This window comes from Ureibacillus thermosphaericus, from assembly GCF_002370195.2.
Classification (GTDB): domain Bacteria; phylum Bacillota; class Bacilli; order Bacillales_A; family Planococcaceae; genus Ureibacillus; species Ureibacillus thermosphaericus.
The window spans coordinates 858,189-875,678 of the sequence record NZ_AP018335.1; the positions used below are offsets into that span (position 1 = coordinate 858,189).

Genomic DNA, 17,490 nt, shown 5'->3' on the forward strand with positions numbered 1-17,490 from the left:
TATGTTATCGGGAGTTATATCTGCACAAGCTAAAGTTGCATCCACACAAGTTACGGAAACATCAGCACGAGCAGGAATTACATCCACACAAGCTGTGGAATCATCCGCACAAATTGATAATTTATCTACACAAGCTAGTACCCTAACCACACAAGTTAAGAGGTTATCTGCACAAGTGGGCCATCATTCATATCCATACGAGTTTAAACTACATTTGTGAAATATCCCCGCAAGCTGTTTTTCATCCATCTTTTTGATTATTTACAGAAGGAATCGGCAATAGTAATAAATGTGAAATATGAAAGGGAGTGTGAAATGATGGCAAAAATCGCGACATTAATTACAGATTTATTTGAGGATGTAGAATTTACAAGTCCGAAAGAAGCGTTGGAAGCTGCTGGTCATACAGTTGTGACGATTGATAAAGTAGGTAACAAAACCGTTAGAGGCAAAAAGGGAGAAGCAAAAGTCGACATTGATTATGGAATTGAAGATGTAGATCCAGATGACTTTGATGCTTTATTCATACCAGGAGGATTTTCACCGGATTTGTTGCGTGATGATGATCGAGTAGTGGCATTTGTTAAATCATTTATGAAAGCGAATAAGCTTGTATTTGCCATTTGTCACGGGCCTCAACTTTTAATTTCGGCAAGAGAATTAGAAGGACGTGACGTGACAGGATATAAGTCGATTCGAGTCGATTTAGAAAATGCCGGTGCAAAATTCCATGACGAGCCAGTTGTTGTATGTGGCAATCAGTTAGTTACAAGCAGAACACCAGATGATTTACCTGAATTTAACCGAGAAATTGTAAATTTATTAAAGGAGAAAGAGTTTCAGAAATAAAATAACATTCATTGCCTTTGATACCCCTTATAATAAAAATAAATTCTATGAATTTGCTTGCCCAAGCTAGGGAATTTCCTATCTTGGGCAAATTTATTTGGAATATTGTAACTCTTGATATCTAAAAATAATAAGTAACATTAGTAAATCATTGACGTATAGATACATATTCTGTATGATGAGAATGCTTAATTTTTTATAAGTATAAATTCCAGTTTTTAGAAAAATTAAGCGAGCGCGGTAAAGGAGGTTAGTTTCGCGCTATATAAATGCGATGGAAAACAATGAAAGCGCCAGGACTAAGGAAATCGGACGGTAATCAATCCTTAGTTGACGAGGTGGAGGTTTATCGAAATATTCGGCGGATGCCTCCCGATCGCATTGCCCGGTCGTAATTTCGTTCTTAAAACATAAAAGCAATTTTATGGACAAAGGAACGAAAAGGCAAAGCAATAAAAATAAATAGCGATATCAAACCTACAATTCTTTTTTTTGGACATATTGAACTGGACAGAGTTCAAATTCAAAAAAAGAGCAAAAAAGTAGGTTTAGTTTTCTGTTGCCTTTTTCAGGTAACAAAATTCTACAATTTTTTGGAAAATTGATAGTATGGTATCGCTTATTGACGGAGGTATGTAAATGTGTGGAATAGTTGGATATAACGGATATTTAGATGCAAAGGAAATCTTATTAAAAGGACTAGAAAAGCTCGAATACCGCGGCTATGATTCAGCAGGTATAGCCATTCAAAATCAAGAAGGAATTACAGTTTTCAAAGAAAAAGGAAGAATTGCTGACTTACGCAAAATTGTAGACGACAAAATGAAAGGAAACATCGGCATTGGTCATACACGTTGGGCAACACACGGTGAGCCTAATAAAATCAATGCGCATCCACATCAAAGTCTTTCTGGCCGATTTACGATTGTACACAACGGAGTCATTGAAAACTATCACCTACTACAAAAAGAATATTTAAAAGATGCTCCAATGCAATCAGATACAGATACAGAGGTAATTGTCCAGCTTGTAGAATTGTTCTCTAATGAAGGTTCATCAACTGAAGAAGCGTTTCGTAAGACCCTATCTTTATTGCATGGCTCCTATGCGATTGCTTTACTTGATATGGAAAATACTGAAACCATCTTTGTTGCTAAAAACAAATCACCATTGCTTGTCGGTGTAGGTGAAGGATTTAATGTAGTTGCATCGGATGCAATGGCGATGTTGCAAGTGACAAATCAATTTATTGAATTACATGATAAAGAAGTTGTATTGGTTTCGAAGGATAAAGTTGAAATTTCTACAATAGATGGACGTCAAATTGAACGGAAACCTTATACAGTGGAGCTAGATGCTAGCGACATTGAAAAAGGAACATATCCTCATTACATGTTAAAAGAAATGGATGAGCAGCCTGGTGTCGTTCGAAAAATCATTCAAGAATATAGTAATAATGCTGGAGAATTAACAATTGATGAAGCAATATTATCTGCTTTACGCAATGCAGATCGAATTTATATCATTGCGGCAGGAACGAGCTACCATGCAGGACTTGTAGGAAAACAATACTTTGAAAAGCTTGCTGGAATTCCGGTGGAGGTTCATATTTCTAGTGAGTTCGGCTATAATATGCCATTACTATCTGAAAAACCGCTCTTTATATTTATTTCTCAATCTGGTGAAACAGCGGATAGCAGACAGGTGCTTGTAAAAGTAAAAGAATTAGGCTATCCTACGTTAACCATTACAAATGTTGCGGGTTCAACGCTTTCCCGTGAAGCGGATTACACGCTATTACTACACGCTGGTCCTGAAATTGCTGTTGCTTCAACAAAAGCATATGTGGCACAATTAGCCGTTCTAGCAATTGCTGCTTATGTTACGGGTAAAAGCAAAGGAAACATCATGAACTTCGATTTAAAAACAGAGCTTGCTTTTGCTGCAAATGCAATTCAAACAATCGTGGATTCTAAAGAAGAACTGCATAACATCTCAAATGAATATTTAAATCATACTCGTAATGCGTTCTTCATTGGTCGAAATATCGATTATTATGTAAGTTTAGAAGGCGCACTTAAATTAAAGGAAATATCGTATATTCAAGCGGAAGGTTTTGCTGGTGGGGAGTTAAAGCATGGAACGATTGCATTAATTGAAAATGGAACACCTGTCTTTGCTCTCGTTACACAAGAGCCAGTGGCATTAAATATCCGCGGTAACGTGAAAGAACTAGTGGCACGTGGTGCTAATGCATGCGTTATTTCAATGGAAGGTTTAAATGAAGACGAAGACCGACTTGTCATTCCGAAAGTGCATGCTCTTCTTACGCCGCTTGTTGCTGTAGTGCCGTTGCAGTTCATTAGTTACTATGCTGCTTTAGATCGTGGATGCGATGTTGACAAACCGCGAAATTTGGCGAAGTCTGTAACAGTGGAGTAAATAATCAATACACTTTTAACCTTTTTGTCGAGTAATAAAAAAGTCGTTTAAATTATAAAAAAGTCGTTTAAAAAATAAAAAAGTTGTTTAAAAAAACACACGTTATGGAGTAAAATGGAAGTAACTCCGAACGTGTGTTTTTTTTGTGAGGTGATTTTGTTTGCGAATGTGAAAAATAGAATTAAAAAGCGGAAGGATGCATTAAAAGAATTAAACGAACTGGTTCAAAGAGATTCTAATTTATTATTAATTCATTATTCATGTGAGAGTTTCTACAATATCAAGGATGGCAGAACCCCTAGAATAACCTCTATAGCAGTTAGGTATTATAGTACGGGTCAAACAGTTTCTTTTTCTATTCATAAAGTAGCAGAGAAGCAAGGTAAGTTAGATAGAATAGAAGAGCATTATGATGAATTAGAAAGAGAAATGCTAGATGAATTTTTTCAATTTGTAACCAGTCATAATAATTATAACTGGATTCATTGGAACATGAGGGATATCAATTATGGTTTTGAAGCTATAAATCACAGATACAGTGTTCTAGGTGGAACTCCGGTTGTTATTCACGATAAAAACAAATTTGACCTTGCTAGGAAAATAGTCGATATATATGGTACTAACTATATTAAAGAACATCCTCGTTTTGAAAAGCTAGTGGATAAAAACAATATTACAAAAAGAGATTTTCTTTCTGGAGCAGAGGAAGCAGAGGCTTTTGAAAAAAAGAGTTTGTTAAATTACATCAATCAACTTTAAGGAAAGTAGATATACTTCATATTATTGTGGACCGAATAATAGACAATGAATTAAAAACTGATTCATCCTTAAGGGAAGTATACGGTCTAACTCCTCAAGGATTCTATGAATTAGTTAAAGAGAATTGGGGATATAATTTATTCATTTTTCTTTTAGGAGCAGCAATTTCGGGAATTGTTGGTTATGTAATTACAGTTCTAATGTCCTAGGAGGTGGTTATATGCCAAAACGCAAAACAGGTTGGACGGAGGAAAAAATTGCTCGTTACTATAAAGAAGGTCGTGGCCAAGGCGAGTTATCTAATTATACGCCTTGGTTAATGATTCAAGACGTGCCTTCAAGTGGACGAGCCCATCGTGTAAAAGGTTGGACCACAAGTCGAACACATCACCTCCTATCCGATATGGAATATAATTATTTTTGCTTACTCGATTGGGCAGATGAAGTTATTGATATTAGAGAACAATTCCCTCTACCACGTGATGTGACGCTTCCCATCGCTGAGGAGAAAAACATAAAACACCCCATAGATTCCGCAACACAGACCCCGATTGTAATGACGACAGATTTTCTCATCACAGTACGAAAAGAAAAAGAAATTATTTACTTTGCCAGAACAGTAAAAGAAAATAAAGAATTAAATTCATCAAGGGTTATCGAAAAGTTTGAAATCGAAAGAGAATATTGGACAAAACAAGGTGTAGACTGGGGCATCGTAACAGAAAAGGAATTACCAAGAGATGCAATAGACAATATCAAGTGGTTACATTCAGCTTATTTTTTATCGGATGACACTAGCATTGCACTAATTAAATCTGATGATTCAAAATACTAAGAATGTTCAATTTTTTATTGATTTCGAAACAAAAAAATCCTTTACAATGGAAGTACAGGTGGTTCCTGTCCAAATCCAATCGTAAAGGATAAACGTTATGGACAAGAATACACTAATTTCATCATTTGGTAAATGGGTTTCACCCATAAATATTCAAAAACTTAGCGAACAAGTCAAAGAATTGAAACAGGACTATTACACAAAAAAGCTGACAACAGAAGCCTATATTAAACTTTTATTGGTAGCCCAGCTGCTCGAATTTAAGAGCTTAGAGGAAATGAGTGATGCACTTGTAGACGAAGATCTTCAAAAAGCACTCGGATTTGAATCGATAAGTGCCTCTCAGCTATCCCGAAAAAACAATCAGATCAACCCACTAATTCTTGCAAATTTGTTCTTGGATCTTGTTTGGAAAATTCAACGGTACCATTATAAAACCGGAAAGAATATGCCACTGAAAATCATTGATTCAAGTACACTCCCGTTGAATTTGACCAATTATAAATGGGCAAAATTCCGTAAAACAAAAGCTGGTGTAAAGCTACACTTACGGCTCGTTTTCATGGATAAAGACACCGTCTATCCTGAAAAAGCAGTGATTACGACAGCAAAAGAACATGACCGAAATCAACTCGAAGTCCTAGTGGATGATAAAGAAGCCATGTATGTGTTTGACCGCGGTTATGTGGACTATGAACGTTTTGATCGGATGACAGATGATGGCTATTTCTTCGTTTCAAGACTGAAGAAAAACGCAGTCATTCGTGAAGTCTATACATTTTCACTTCCTGATGATTGTCACGTTCTATCCGATAAAATGGTCTACATTGGTACCACACAAAATCGTACTGAAAATGTCTTTCGTCTACTAGAAGTTATGGACACAAAAGGGAACTTACTTCGTTTCATCACCAACCGATTTGATTTAAAACCAGAAGAGATAAGTGATATTTACCGATCTCGCTGGGCTATTGAACTCTTTTTCAAATGGCTCAAGCAACACGTAGAAATTAAGCACTTTTATGGAATGAGTGAAACAGCTATTCAAAATCAAATTTTCTTAGCCCTTATCACGTATTGCTTACATGTTCTCATTCAATTGGAGATGAAAAGTAAGAAATCTCTACTTCGAATTACTCGTTGGTTAAAGAGAGCTCTGTGGAAACCAGCTTATGTTTGGTTGCGAAAATTTGATGGGCGAGCCAGTCCATAATCTCCCTTTTGTCGTTGTCGCTCTGGTTTAACTGTATATATTTACCAAATGGGCAGTGCCACCTTTCTTTAGGTTTTGTCTTTTTGGCACAAATTCACAAAAATTAATTAACAGAAAATTCTAACTATATTTATGCAATGCTAATGAAATCATGTAAAAAAATATAATCTTTCCTAAGTGAATAAAGTTATCGAAGTCGTTTCTACTCCTGTTAGAAAGCAGGCAACCATATATTATTGATAGTTTCGGACTGGATCCAATTAGGATTCAGTCTTTTTTATTTTGTATTGACACCTTTTCAATTCGAAACGGAGTATACGCTATAAACAAACAAACTACATAGATTGTTCAAGAACGACACTGTATTGTAAAAAATGGTAATTAAAAAATTCAATATGATTAAATTAACAAATCAATGAAAGGAGTTGAGTGGTATGGTGAGTAATTCTAAGCAAAAAGAAATTGTGGCTAAAATCATGAACGAAATCGAAATAATGGATGAAAAAGAATTTGAAGCTTTATATAATCAACTGGATATTGACCATCAAATGTTTGTCGATGGAGCAATACGTAAATTTGCTGACTTTACTGTAGACAGTGAGCATGGGGATTCTGATAAATGAAATAGTATTTGTATTATGGAATATTGAAACCCGAACCCTCTTATTAACGACATAAATTCAGGAGGTAGCATGGAAACAAACTTTATTTAAACTCTTATTTGTACTGCAATACAAATAGGAGTTTTTTTATTTATATAATTTGTCTTAAAAAAAAATAGCGATTGCTGCAGCATAAAATACTGCGAGCAATCCCTTACTACATTACAAACCCGCCGTCGACATAAAGAGTTTGTCCTGTCATAAAGCGGCTCCAGTCAGAGGCTAAAAACAGAACAGGACCAGCAATATCTTCTGGAGTGGCAATTCGCTTTAACGGCGTTTGAGCGATAATCAGCTCCTTTAGATTTTCCTTTGTTGTTCGGCTCGCATCTGTTGGATAAACTAGACCAGGGGCGACGCAATTGACGCGGATGCCAAAGGAGCCGACTTCGGCAGCCAAATTTCTACTATACCCCATAAGTGCGGTCTTGGCAGTATTGTATTCATGATACGGGACGATGGGGCGTTCAACTAAGTTCGTAATGATATTAATGATACTGCCCTGGCTTTGTTTTTTCATGATGGGGATGACTGCTTGGCAAATATAATGGGCTGAGCGTACTGCTCCATCAATTTGCCCCTGATAGTCTTCCCATTGCACTTCCCAAGCTAACTTGCGAGTTTCAGGATTAAACTGAAAAGATTTAAAGGCATTGTTAACGACTACATCAATTTTGCCTGCTTCTAACATAATCTCCTCAATCATTTGATTCACAGCCTCTTCAGATGTAACATCTCCTTGAATGGCATAACCGTCACCACCAAGCTGTATGCATTCAGCTGTCACTTTTTCAGCAAGCATTTTATTCTGCAAATAATTGACAATGACAAAAGCCCCTTCCTTTGCAAAAGCACGAGCAATTGCTGCACCAATGCCGCGGCTTGCTCCGGTAACTAGGACAACTTTACCCTCAAAGTTCATTGCTCTGCCTCCAAAAATTCCTCAGTCATGACTTGTGACATGTCCAATTGATTATTCACTAAACCTAACTGTTGATATGTGTCTGCTCCCTTTTGTAATACATCGGCATCAATAGCACCTAATACTTTTATCTCCGTATCTTCTGAAACTGAAGAAGCATTACGTAGCTTAATTATCTCTAAATTGATGTTTTCATCTTTTCCATCAATAGCAAATTCTTTCGCAAGTTTTGCAGCTTCTTCCGGATTTTCAAGCATCCATTGGGCGCTTTCTCTGTATGCGGCAACGAAACGCTTCAATTCCTCTTTTTTCTCTTCGTACGTTTTTTCTGTCACAACAAAGACATCACTTGGTATATTTAAATAATCTCTCACTTCAATTATATTTACATCGCCTAATCCTTTTTGTTTTGCAAGGTATAATCCGGTATCAGTTGCTGCAGTTGCATCCACTTGACCCTGTATTAGTGGGGCAAAATTTGATATGCCTGTTTCCACAATCTTGACATCATCCTCCGTCAAACCAACTTGGTGGAGAAGGATTAATAAGTTTTGTCGCGTTCCACTTGTTAGGCTGTAAACACCAATTGTTTTTCCTTTCAAATCTTCTGGCTTTTCAATACCGCTTTCTTTTAACGCCACAATATTGAACACGTTCTGTGGATAAATATTATAAATAACTTTTAATTTTTCTCCTTTGTCTAAAGCAAAATAAAGAGATCCAGGGTCAGTAAAGGCAATATCTGCTTTACCGGAAAGAATATTTTTAATAGCATCTCCACCACCAGCACCGGGAATCACCTTCAAATCAATGCCTTTTTCTTTGAAAAATCCTTTTTCATCATCGACTAATAGGTTGACAGATTCTGTAATAGGCTGGCTCCAGAGTGCAACTGTCAGCTGTGCAAATGATTCTTTTTCATTCGAGCCTTCCTCTTTTGAACCGCATGCTGTTAGAAGTAATAAAAGAAATGCGATGATTATATGTTTCAACTTCATATCTTTCATATCTCCTTCTTCAATCTTTTCATCCACATTTTTTCAAGCCAAGATACAGTTAAGTAAAGAATCATACCGAAAATTGTTAATAAAATTAATGTGGCAAACATAAGGGCGGTATCCATCATTGCTTGGGTTGCGATAATAAGCGCCCCTAGTCCTTCACTGCCGCCGATAAATTCTCCGACAACCGCCCCCACAATTGCAAGGACAACCGAAACACGAAGTCCAGCTAAAATGCCCAGCATACCAGAAGGAATTTTTAAGTGAATTAATGTTTGTAGCCGTGTTGCACCAAGCATTTTAAATAGTTCCTGCTTTTGTGTATCGCTTGACTGAATCGCTGTTACTGTATTTTCAAGCAATGGGAAAAAGCATACAAGTGCAGTAATAACAACTTTGGACGTCATGCCGAAGCCAAACCAAAGAATAAATAACGGAGCCAATGCCAGCTTGGGAACTGCTTGACTCACTATAATATAAGGAAAGAGAAGCTTACGTAAAAAGGCCACTTCTCCCATTAGAACTCCTACTGTAAATCCAGCTGCACCACCAAAAAAGAGACCAAGAATTACTTCAGCGGCAGTCCGTTGAATATGCTGTGTAAAATAGCCGTTTAAAAGTCCATCAACAAGGGTGAGTACTATTACAGAAGGAGCTGGTAATACAAGTTCGGAATAGGACTTGGATGATATTTCCCAAATAACTAGTAAAAAAATGAATAATAAGAATGAATAAACGGATGTTTTTTTCATAAGCGTTCACCATTCATTACTTGACGTAACGTGAAACATAGTTCGTTAAAATAAGTCTCGTATCTCATTTCCATTCTACGTGGGCGTTCAAGCATGATTGGGGTTTGATAGACAATTTCTCCATGTGCCATGACAGCAACTTTATCGGATAAATATACTGCTTCCTCAATATCATGGGTAATAAAGAGCACAGTAATATTATGCATATTGCACATTTTTAAAAGATCATCTTGCAGTTCTTCTCTTGTAATGGCATCTAATGCTGCAAAAGGCTCGTCCAAAAATAATAAAGAAGGCTTTTGCATTAAGGCTCGTGCAAGAGCGACCCGGCTTTGTTGTCCACCGGAAAGCTGTAAAGGATAACAATCTCGATAAGAGGCTAAGCCAACAAGCTCTAAGTATTCCATTGCCTGCTCCATATCCTCACTTCTGATTTTCCGTTTCAATTTAATAGGGAGAAGCACATTTTCAATAACTGTTTTCCATTCCAATAGAGTTGGAGTTTGAAAGACAAAACTACAATTAGGTAAAGGTTTGATTACTTCCGTTCCTTGCAGGCGAATGCTTCCATTCTCAGATGAAAGCAGGCCAGCAGCAAGCTTTAATAAGGTCGTTTTTCCGCAGCCGCTTTTTCCAAGCAGACAATGAAACTCTCCTTTATTGATTTCCCAGCTAATCCCACGTAAAATTTGATTTTTTCCTTGTTCATAACTGTATGTTACATCCTCCATTACCAAAAAACTCATATTAAAAACCTCCTAATCAACATAAGGAGCAAATTGTTCACTATCCACTATTGCCGATGATTCGATGTCTACCATTTGAATTAAATCCAGTAGATTGAACCGTCCATCATGATGCCAACCTGCTTCAGGGGAAGTCATTTTTCCTAGTGCTGTGATTCGTGTTACGCCAACGTTAGCCAACAACTCTGCCCAGTGGAAAAGTTCTTTAGGGGTTGCGGCCATTCCAATCGTTTGAAGAAATGAGCGGTATGGCTTGATGTATGGCAGAATGTCTTCTAATTTTTCAAAAGAAATAACCCGAATTACTCGATTCAACGGACTTGCCGTAAAAACTTTTTCCTCTTCTTCATAAACGACCGTCCATTGATGTGTGGAAGTTCCAAGCACTTCTTTTCCTGTTGCTGTAAAAGTGCTCATTTCTTCCTTTTGCCGCCATGAAGCAAGAGCAACTGATTCTTCCATGGAAAGCTTACGCCTTGGATAACGCTTTTCGAAGTTTTCTAGCTCCCCCGCAATCAAGCGGGCAAATTCCACTGGCGATACTTTTCCGCCTTTTTGCACATAAAATAAGTGCGGTGAGTAACAACCTTGCTGATCGTAACGAATGACATCAAGTGCGGCTTGATGAGCAATTCGCCATGCTTTGTGCGCATCTAAGGCAGATTTTGAAATGATGCCGAAGCTTACTTTATGACCAAAAGGTAAAAAGCGAGTAGTAATGGGAACTTGTTTTTTTAAAGCTTGCAGCGTTTCGTTGTTACCGTATCCGATAACGAGATTCGACTTTTCAAATATCATCTTCTCTCGCTTTTCATCGCCGCCTTTCCACCACACAACTGCAAAGCAATTGGCAAGACTCGGCTCGGCCTCTGCTAAGGCTTTTGCAAACCAGCCGGCAAAAAGAGGTTCAGAACTTGAAACTTTTCCGATATTTCCTGCTTTTACTAGCAGACCAGATACGAAACTCCAAATAGGCAGTGCTGGAACATTCCCTGCCCATACATGGGTGATGAGTTCTGGTCCAATTGCTTTTGAAAAACCACCTTTTGCGCGCGGCTGAAAATGATCTAATAATAATGGATTTCCTAAATCTTCTACTAGGAAACGCTGGAGTTCGTGCTTGCGAAATGTTTTTAAAAAAGATGTAAGACCAAGGCGAATTACCTCCTCATCATAGCCGGTGACAATCGGAAGCAACTTTTCCGCCTGCTGTCGATAAGATGAACTGCGGTCCAAAAATTGTTCCGTTACATAACCGATGATGTCCACTACTGTTGATACCGACAGTGATTTTAAGATTTCCGCACTTTCTCTTTTCACCGTGTCAATGACCCTCTGCATTTGCTCTAATGTAAGGAGAGGCAGTTCCACTTCTAAATCCTGAAACTTCAGGATTTTCTTATCAAATTTCGATTCTCCGATATTTGGAATATACCCAGCCGTTATTCTCATTGTGCTGTTCCTTTCGCCATTTGAATAAATTCTTCTACCGCTAGCGAGCATCCCCTTGCCTCGGCCCCTTGAACTCTACCGAACAGATAAAATCCTTCATCAACCGCCATTCCTACATCTTCAGTAGCAACCGCCAATACGGAATTGAAGTTGGCTAAATCATAATGAACTAAAACGCCACGTTCTCCTTCTGCAACCTCTTCACCTGTTAATGGATTGATGACTCTCGTACGAATCCAACTAGGTCCTGTCTTCACAGATGGAACGACCTCATTGCCATTATCATAAAATTGTGTACTTAACTCCGTAATCCCGTACATATTGATGCAATTGATTCTTTCCACACCGAAATATCTTTCAAGCAACTGATAAAATTCATTTAAATCCAATTCCTTGGATTTATTTTTATAACCACCAGTATCAAGAATTTTGCTCCCCCTAGGCAGATTAAACGTTTTTCCTAAACGCTCCAATTCCTCAAACAAATGAACAAAACTAAAGCTTGCTCCGAGTAACGCATATGGTTCGCCTGTTTTTTCGGCATGTTCCAGCTCACTGATGATTTTTTCCATATGTAAGCCGTTCTCTTTTAATAAATAGCAGCTGTCCTCTGTGCCAAACTCTTTCATGACTAGGGCTAAATAATGGGCTAAGGATGAGTGCGGCATTTCCTCTTCAGTTGGAAACAAAATTCCCATGCGAATGCGATCTGTTTCTTTCATAAACCGTTCTTTAAAGTTGATGATCATGGAAAGTTCCCTGATTTCGAGAGTGGAATGATAGTGTTTGCCTTGTTTTCCTTGGGTTGTTCCGCTTGTCATAAAGACTCTGACTGCTGCCTCTGGATTTGTACATGTCAATGGAACCTCTTTAAAGGCATTCATCGGCACATAAGGAATGTCTCGCCAATTTTTCACAAGCCGCGGTGTCTTTCCTTTTTGGCGGCAAAATGTTTGATAGGGGAGATTATGTTTGTATTGATAATTAAAAATATGTAAAGCCAAGCTATTAAACTCTTCTTCTGAAGCTTGATTCTTTTTGATAAATTGAGAAAGTTCCTCTATGATTTCTCGTTGCTGAGTCATCGGTTTTCACCCTTTCCGCAAAATAAAATGCACTCTGCCTAAGCAAAGTGCATAATTCGACTTACTACACTCCCTGCGCTGGCATTACCCAAATCAGGTTCAAACGGTCAACGACGGATTAGTCGTACTCTCAGCCTGCTTCCGCAAGCCCCCGGTTAATATATTCAATTTCAATATAAAGTCTACTTATTCTTATGAAAGATTGCAAATTCTTTTGAATTATCACCCTAAAATTATGTAGATATTCAATTATTTTTTGTTGCAAATGCAACAAAGTTTGATTAAAATGAATTAAAAATATTGCATTTGCAATAAAAATGAAGGAGTTCATTATGAAAGAAGTTCTTCGTGAAATTGGGATGATAGCACGAGCACTAGATTCAATCAGTAATATCGAGTTTAAAGAATATGACTTAACAAAAGGTCAGTATTTGTACCTTGTACGAATATGTGAGAACCCGGGAATTATTCAAGAAAAGTTGGCTGAAATGATCAAAGTGGATCGGACAACTGCATCACGCGCCATAAAAAAACTAGAAATGAACGGATTTGTTGAAAAGCGAGAGGATCCACAAAATAAAAAAATTAAGAAACTCTATGCGACCGAGAAAGGCAATAATGTTTATCCGTTTTTAATAAGAGAACATGATCATTCTAACGCTGTAGCTTTACAAGGATTATCTGAAGCAGAAGTGGAAACATTATTCAATCTTTTAGAGCGGGTAAGAAAAAATGTTGAAAAAGATTGGGAATACGTTAAGAAGGGAAACAAACGAAATTATTGATATGAGGAGAGATGTTCACTATGACAATTAAAATAAAAACATGTACCCTTGAAGATTTGCACACATTACAAGAAGTGGGCATTGAAACGTTTTATTACACATTTAAAGATCAAAATTCACCTGAAAATATGAAAGTATATTTAGAAAAGGCATTTAATATAAAACAATTAGAGAAAGAGCTATCCAATATTCATTCACAATTTTTCTTTGTCTATTACCAAAATGAATTGGCGGGTTACTTAAAAGTCAATAGTGATGATGCTCAGACGGAAAAAATGGGCGATGAATTCCTTGAAATTGAAAGAATTTATATTCGAGAGAAATTTCAGAAGCATGGACTTGGAAAAGCCTTGCTAAATAAAGCGATTGAAGTTGCAAAGGAATGGAATAAAAAGAAAATTTGGCTTGGGGTTTGGGAAAAGAACGAAAATGCAATTGGTTTTTATAAGAAAATGGGATTTGTTCAAAAAGAATCTCATTCCTTTTATATGGGGGATGAAGAGCAGACTGACTTGATTATGATCAAAACATTGGAAGGTTGATTAGCATGTATATACTGAAATATTGGCATATAAATTTCATTTCTTATGATTCTATATTTCATGATTCAGTTAATAAACTTTCGCATTCGTCAAACAAATCATATTTATCATTAGGTTCGAACACATAGACTGTCCCCAATAGTTCCATTTGACAATTTGATTCAGGACCAATATACTGTTTTTGTATTCATCATTAAAGGAGGATTATTAAAAAAGTGACACACTCAATGAGACTACGTTTCCCAACTTTGAACTAATGAATTGAATATGTTCAAAGGCTCTGCTTGTGAACGGCAGAGTAAATGGGAGTAGTCTGTCCTTTTTTAATAATCTTCATTTTTCATTTTTGAACCACATTTTTGTAATATCACTATTTATGGTTGATATTAATTAATGGGTTAATAACGTCATTTCCGAAGGCAGATTATTTCTGCCTTTTTTCTATTATTAAGGAATTTCACTTTCTTTCGATAGATTTGTACTACACCTAAGTACAAGTCCTTTTTTGATGCCTATCTTGTCAATATGTTATTCCAAACTAATGAGGGCGGATCTTCTTCCATTTGCTCTAAATCGCAAGCAGATGCTTGTGATTTTTTTAGAAAGGAAGAAGAATTAATGACTAAAAATCGTAAACATCGAAGAAGTGAACCACCCAATTTTTTAGGACAACATTTAATGCATAATAAGAAATTAATAAATGAAATAGTAGAAATTGCAAATGTAACTCGACATGATTTAGTTTTAGAGTTTGGTGCTGGAAAAGGTGCATTGACGTCGGTGTTAAGTAAAAAAGCAAGGGGGATACTGGCTATAGAATATGAAGGAAAATTTGTAAGTTTATTAAAAGAGAAATTTGCTGAAACCGGTAATGTTAAAATCATTCATCACGATATATTACAAATTCAATTGCCGAAAGAACCTTTTATCGTTGTTTCGAATATTCCCTATTCGATTACGACGCCCATTATGAAGATGTTATTGAATCATCCGATAAGTGGATTTCAGAGAGGAGCAATAGTAATGGAAAAGGGAGCGGCAAAAAGATTCACCTCTCAATTTGTGAAGGATCCATATATCATTGCTTGGAGAATGTGGTTTGATATTCGATACGTAAAAGAAATTTCTAAGAAAAACTTTTCTCCCCAACCAAAAGTAGATTCGGCACTGATTACGATAAAAAGAAAAGTAAATCCAAAAGTTCCTTATAAAGATTATTTCATTTTTTGGGGATTCGCAGACTATGTATTGCAAAACCCGCAGATGCCAATTGACTTTGCATTAAGGGGCATTTTTACAGCACAGCAAATCAAAAGGGTTAAAAGAAGTTTGGGCATAAAAAGTGAAACGCCAGTTGGCATCCTATCAATAGAGCAATGGGGTATGTTGTTTGAAACGATGGTAAAATATGTTCCAAAACACAGATGGCCTAAATTAGACAAGCGGAAATTAATCAAATGGAAAAATTCTAAACGATAAATGAAGGAATATAAACATTATAATTGAAGGTAATCTAATTACTTTACCTCATACTAAACAATAAAATCTGAATAACAAGATGTATTTAGAATGGAAATTGAAGCAGATGTTAGGATAAAATCCTCCTAAATAGAAAAATAGCCCATGAAGTTTTGCACATTGCAAAATTTCATGGGTTTATATTTTTTTAGGTTTTAAAAAACTTTCAGGATATCCATTACATTCATCATGTACAAAAGTAAAAGAAGGATTCTCCTTTTTTATTATATTTAAGCCAGTTAAGTATCAACTTCTTTTCTATTAATTAAATGGAAGAATTTAATAACATTAACAGAATATTTGATACAAGCCAGAACGGAGAAAAGAGGGAAGTAAATATTAAATTTTATAGTCTTAACCTTGCTACATCTCCAATAGTATCTTCAAAGAAACTAAACCACATTAAAGTGCCTACTTATCACTTTCATACTTCATTGGCATAATGGATTTCGTTGAACAAAACAATTTAATGGAGGGATTTAAAACAAAACTTGCAACAAAAGATTATCGAATCGGGTCCTTGGGAACGACATGGTGAACTTGTTTTTGGCAGGAGCCCATTCGTTATGAATAAGAAGATATTCAACAAGTATGTGAAGATTATAGAAACGGTACTTTTTTGAATGAATCTAATTAAAGCATAAAGAAAGTTGGGATATTAGATGAAAAAAAGTGTCTTATTAATTATCGCTTTATTTATGGCTTCGCTAAATCTACGTCCAGCTATTAACTCAATCGCCCCTTTACTAGAGAGCATTAGAACAGATCTTGGAATGAGTGCAGCTGTCGCAAGTTTGTTGACTGCCATTCCAGTGCTTTGTATGGGTCTTTTTTCTCCAATCGCCGTGAAAGCTGGGGGAAAATGGGGAATTGAACGGGTAATCGGCTTATCGCTTTTAATTATTGGAGTTGGTACTGTTATTCGTTTGTTCACAGATTCTGTATCATTTCTAGTAACAACAGCTATAATTGCAGGTATCGGTATCGCTTTGATAGGTCCACTGTTGTCTGGTTTCATTAAAGAGCATTTTCCTAATCAAGTACCTTTTATGGTTTCAGTATATACCGTAGCTCTGACTTTGGGGGCAGCAATTAGTTCTGCACTCTCTACATCGCTAGAGAATAGCTTTAACTCCTGGCAAACTTCCCTTGCATTTTGGGCAATTATAGCATTTGTAGCTGCAGTTATCTGGTGGTTATTTGTAAATCAACAAGTCAAAAAATCAGCTCACACTGCTACTTCTGGAACAAAAGTTCAATTGCCGTGGGGGAACGGTAAAGCATGGATTCTTACATTGTCCTTTGGTCTGATGGGTATGCTATTTTACTCAATTACGGCATGGCTACCTCAAATCATCCAAGGAATGGGGTACACGAAAGATTACGCCGCAATCGCATTAACAATTTTCGTAGTCGTGCAAATACCAGTTAGCCTAGTGCTTCCAATTTTGTTAAGAAGGTTTCACTCCCGTCGTTTCTGGTTGATTGTAGAATCCATAATAGAACTTGTTGGATTTATTTTACTCGTGCTAAATATTGAACCGTTGCTAGCTTCTGCATTGATAGGTATTGGAGCAGGCGGATTGTTTCCTTTAAATCTTCTTTTGCCAATTGATGCTACAGATAACGCTCATGAAGCAGCCTCTTGGTCGGCCATGATACAATCTGCTGGTTATGTAATTGGTGCATTAGGTCCTATTATTCTCGGTTGGATTTATGACGCAACGAACAGCTTTACTTCTGCAGTAGTTGGAATGATAGTGATTGTTCTAATAATGATGATTTTTCAATTTGCAGCAACCGCAAAAAGAAGTGTTAACACATTACACATTCAAGGGAAAAGCACAAGATAATGGTGGGAAGCAAACCGTCGTTTAAGCAAGTCATATTATTGCAAGGTGAAATGAAGGTTAGGATAATTGGATAT

General features: G+C 36.7%; 17 protein-coding genes and 1 riboswitch. Of the genes, 11 read left to right on the forward strand and 6 right to left on the reverse strand.

Features of this window, described 5'->3' with window-relative positions; translation table 11 throughout:
• The first annotated feature begins 1 nt into the window (after position 1).
• The 7 genes from UtA1_RS04150 (at position 2) to UtA1_RS04180 (ending at position 6,721) form a co-directional block, all read left to right on the forward strand.
• Positions 2-220: a hypothetical protein gene (locus UtA1_RS04150; RefSeq protein WP_126434408.1), complete on the forward strand. Its 219-nt coding sequence runs from the start codon at positions 2-4 to the stop codon at positions 218-220.
• A gap of 98 nt (positions 221-318) precedes the next feature.
• Positions 319-849, forward strand: coding sequence for a type 1 glutamine amidotransferase domain-containing protein (locus tag UtA1_RS04155; protein WP_016839585.1), 531 nt, complete (start codon positions 319-321; stop codon positions 847-849).
• Between the two features lie 639 nt (positions 850-1,488).
• A complete protein-coding gene (gene glmS, locus UtA1_RS04160) occupies positions 1,489-3,291 on the forward strand; it encodes a glutamine--fructose-6-phosphate transaminase (isomerizing) (protein WP_096550131.1) in 1,803 nt (600 codons plus the stop codon).
• Between the two features lie 168 nt (positions 3,292-3,459).
• Entirely contained in the window at positions 3,460-4,050 is a 591-nt protein-coding gene (locus tag UtA1_RS04165) for a hypothetical protein (RefSeq protein ID WP_232019896.1), read from the forward strand.
• Positions 4,051-4,270: 220 nt separating this feature from the next.
• Complete coding sequence (locus UtA1_RS04170) at positions 4,271-4,885, forward strand: TnsA endonuclease N-terminal domain-containing protein (protein ID WP_232019897.1); 615 nt, start codon at positions 4,271-4,273, stop codon at positions 4,883-4,885.
• Positions 4,886-4,982: 97 nt separating this feature from the next.
• Complete coding sequence (locus UtA1_RS04175) at positions 4,983-6,098, forward strand: IS4 family transposase (protein WP_096549683.1); 1,116 nt, start codon at positions 4,983-4,985, stop codon at positions 6,096-6,098.
• Positions 6,099-6,532: 434 nt separating this feature from the next.
• Positions 6,533-6,721: a hypothetical protein gene (locus UtA1_RS04180; RefSeq protein ID WP_096550132.1), complete on the forward strand. Its 189-nt coding sequence runs from the start codon at positions 6,533-6,535 to the stop codon at positions 6,719-6,721.
• Positions 6,722-6,917: 196 nt separating this feature from the next.
• Here UtA1_RS04180 and UtA1_RS04185 read toward each other — a convergent pair whose 3' ends face one another.
• The 6 genes from UtA1_RS04185 to UtA1_RS04210 are packed head-to-tail and all read right to left on the reverse strand — an operon-like array spanning position 6,918 to position 12,718.
• Complete coding sequence (locus UtA1_RS04185) at positions 6,918-7,682, reverse strand: SDR family oxidoreductase (RefSeq protein ID WP_096550133.1); 765 nt, start codon at positions 7,680-7,682, stop codon at positions 6,918-6,920.
• Positions 7,679-8,680 carry an ABC transporter substrate-binding protein gene (locus tag UtA1_RS04190; protein WP_096552399.1) on the reverse strand — a complete coding sequence of 334 codons (1,002 nt, stop codon included), beginning with the start codon at positions 8,678-8,680 and terminating at the stop codon, positions 7,679-7,681. Before UtA1_RS04190 ends, UtA1_RS04185 begins: the two co-directional genes overlap by 4 nt.
• Positions 8,681-8,685: 5 nt before the next feature.
• Entirely contained in the window at positions 8,686-9,435 is a 750-nt protein-coding gene (locus UtA1_RS04195; RefSeq protein ID WP_016839012.1) for an ABC transporter permease, read from the reverse strand.
• Positions 9,432-10,181 carry an ABC transporter ATP-binding protein gene (locus UtA1_RS04200; protein WP_096550134.1) on the reverse strand — a complete coding sequence of 250 codons (750 nt, stop codon included), beginning with the start codon at positions 10,179-10,181 and terminating at the stop codon, positions 9,432-9,434. Before UtA1_RS04200 ends, UtA1_RS04195 begins: the two co-directional genes overlap by 4 nt.
• A gap of 12 nt (positions 10,182-10,193) precedes the next feature.
• Positions 10,194-11,633 carry an acyl-CoA reductase gene (locus UtA1_RS04205; protein ID WP_096550135.1) on the reverse strand — a complete coding sequence of 480 codons (1,440 nt, stop codon included), beginning with the start codon at positions 11,631-11,633 and terminating at the stop codon, positions 10,194-10,196.
• Positions 11,630-12,718: a LuxE/PaaK family acyltransferase gene (locus UtA1_RS04210; RefSeq protein WP_096550136.1), complete on the reverse strand. Its 1,089-nt coding sequence runs from the start codon at positions 12,716-12,718 to the stop codon at positions 11,630-11,632. The genes UtA1_RS04205 and UtA1_RS04210 overlap by 4 nt, the downstream gene beginning before the upstream one ends.
• A 53-nt stretch (positions 12,719-12,771) precedes the next feature.
• Positions 12,772-12,883: riboswitch (TPP riboswitch) on the reverse strand.
• A 167-nt stretch (positions 12,884-13,050) separates the two neighbouring features.
• On the opposite strand from UtA1_RS04210, the gene UtA1_RS04215 reads away from it, so the two are divergent.
• The 4 genes from UtA1_RS04215 (at position 13,051) to UtA1_RS04235 (ending at position 17,416) form a co-directional block, all read left to right on the forward strand.
• Positions 13,051-13,503, forward strand: a complete 453-nt coding sequence (locus tag UtA1_RS04215) for a MarR family winged helix-turn-helix transcriptional regulator (protein ID WP_096550137.1) — start codon at positions 13,051-13,053, stop codon at positions 13,501-13,503.
• Positions 13,504-13,523: 20 nt separating this feature from the next.
• Positions 13,524-14,045 (forward strand): GNAT family N-acetyltransferase, encoded by a 522-nt coding sequence (locus UtA1_RS04220; RefSeq protein ID WP_096550138.1) that lies wholly within the window; start codon positions 13,524-13,526, stop codon positions 14,043-14,045.
• A 618-nt stretch (positions 14,046-14,663) separates the two neighbouring features.
• Positions 14,664-15,524, forward strand: a complete 861-nt coding sequence (erm, locus tag UtA1_RS04230) for a 23S ribosomal RNA methyltransferase Erm (protein WP_096550139.1) — start codon at positions 14,664-14,666, stop codon at positions 15,522-15,524.
• 701 nt (positions 15,525-16,225) lie between these two features.
• The gene (locus tag UtA1_RS04235) at positions 16,226-17,416 is read left to right on the forward strand and encodes an MFS transporter (protein WP_096550140.1); all 1,191 of its coding nucleotides are present in this window, start codon (positions 16,226-16,228) and stop codon (positions 17,414-17,416) included.
• Positions 17,417-17,490: the final 74 nt, after the last annotated feature.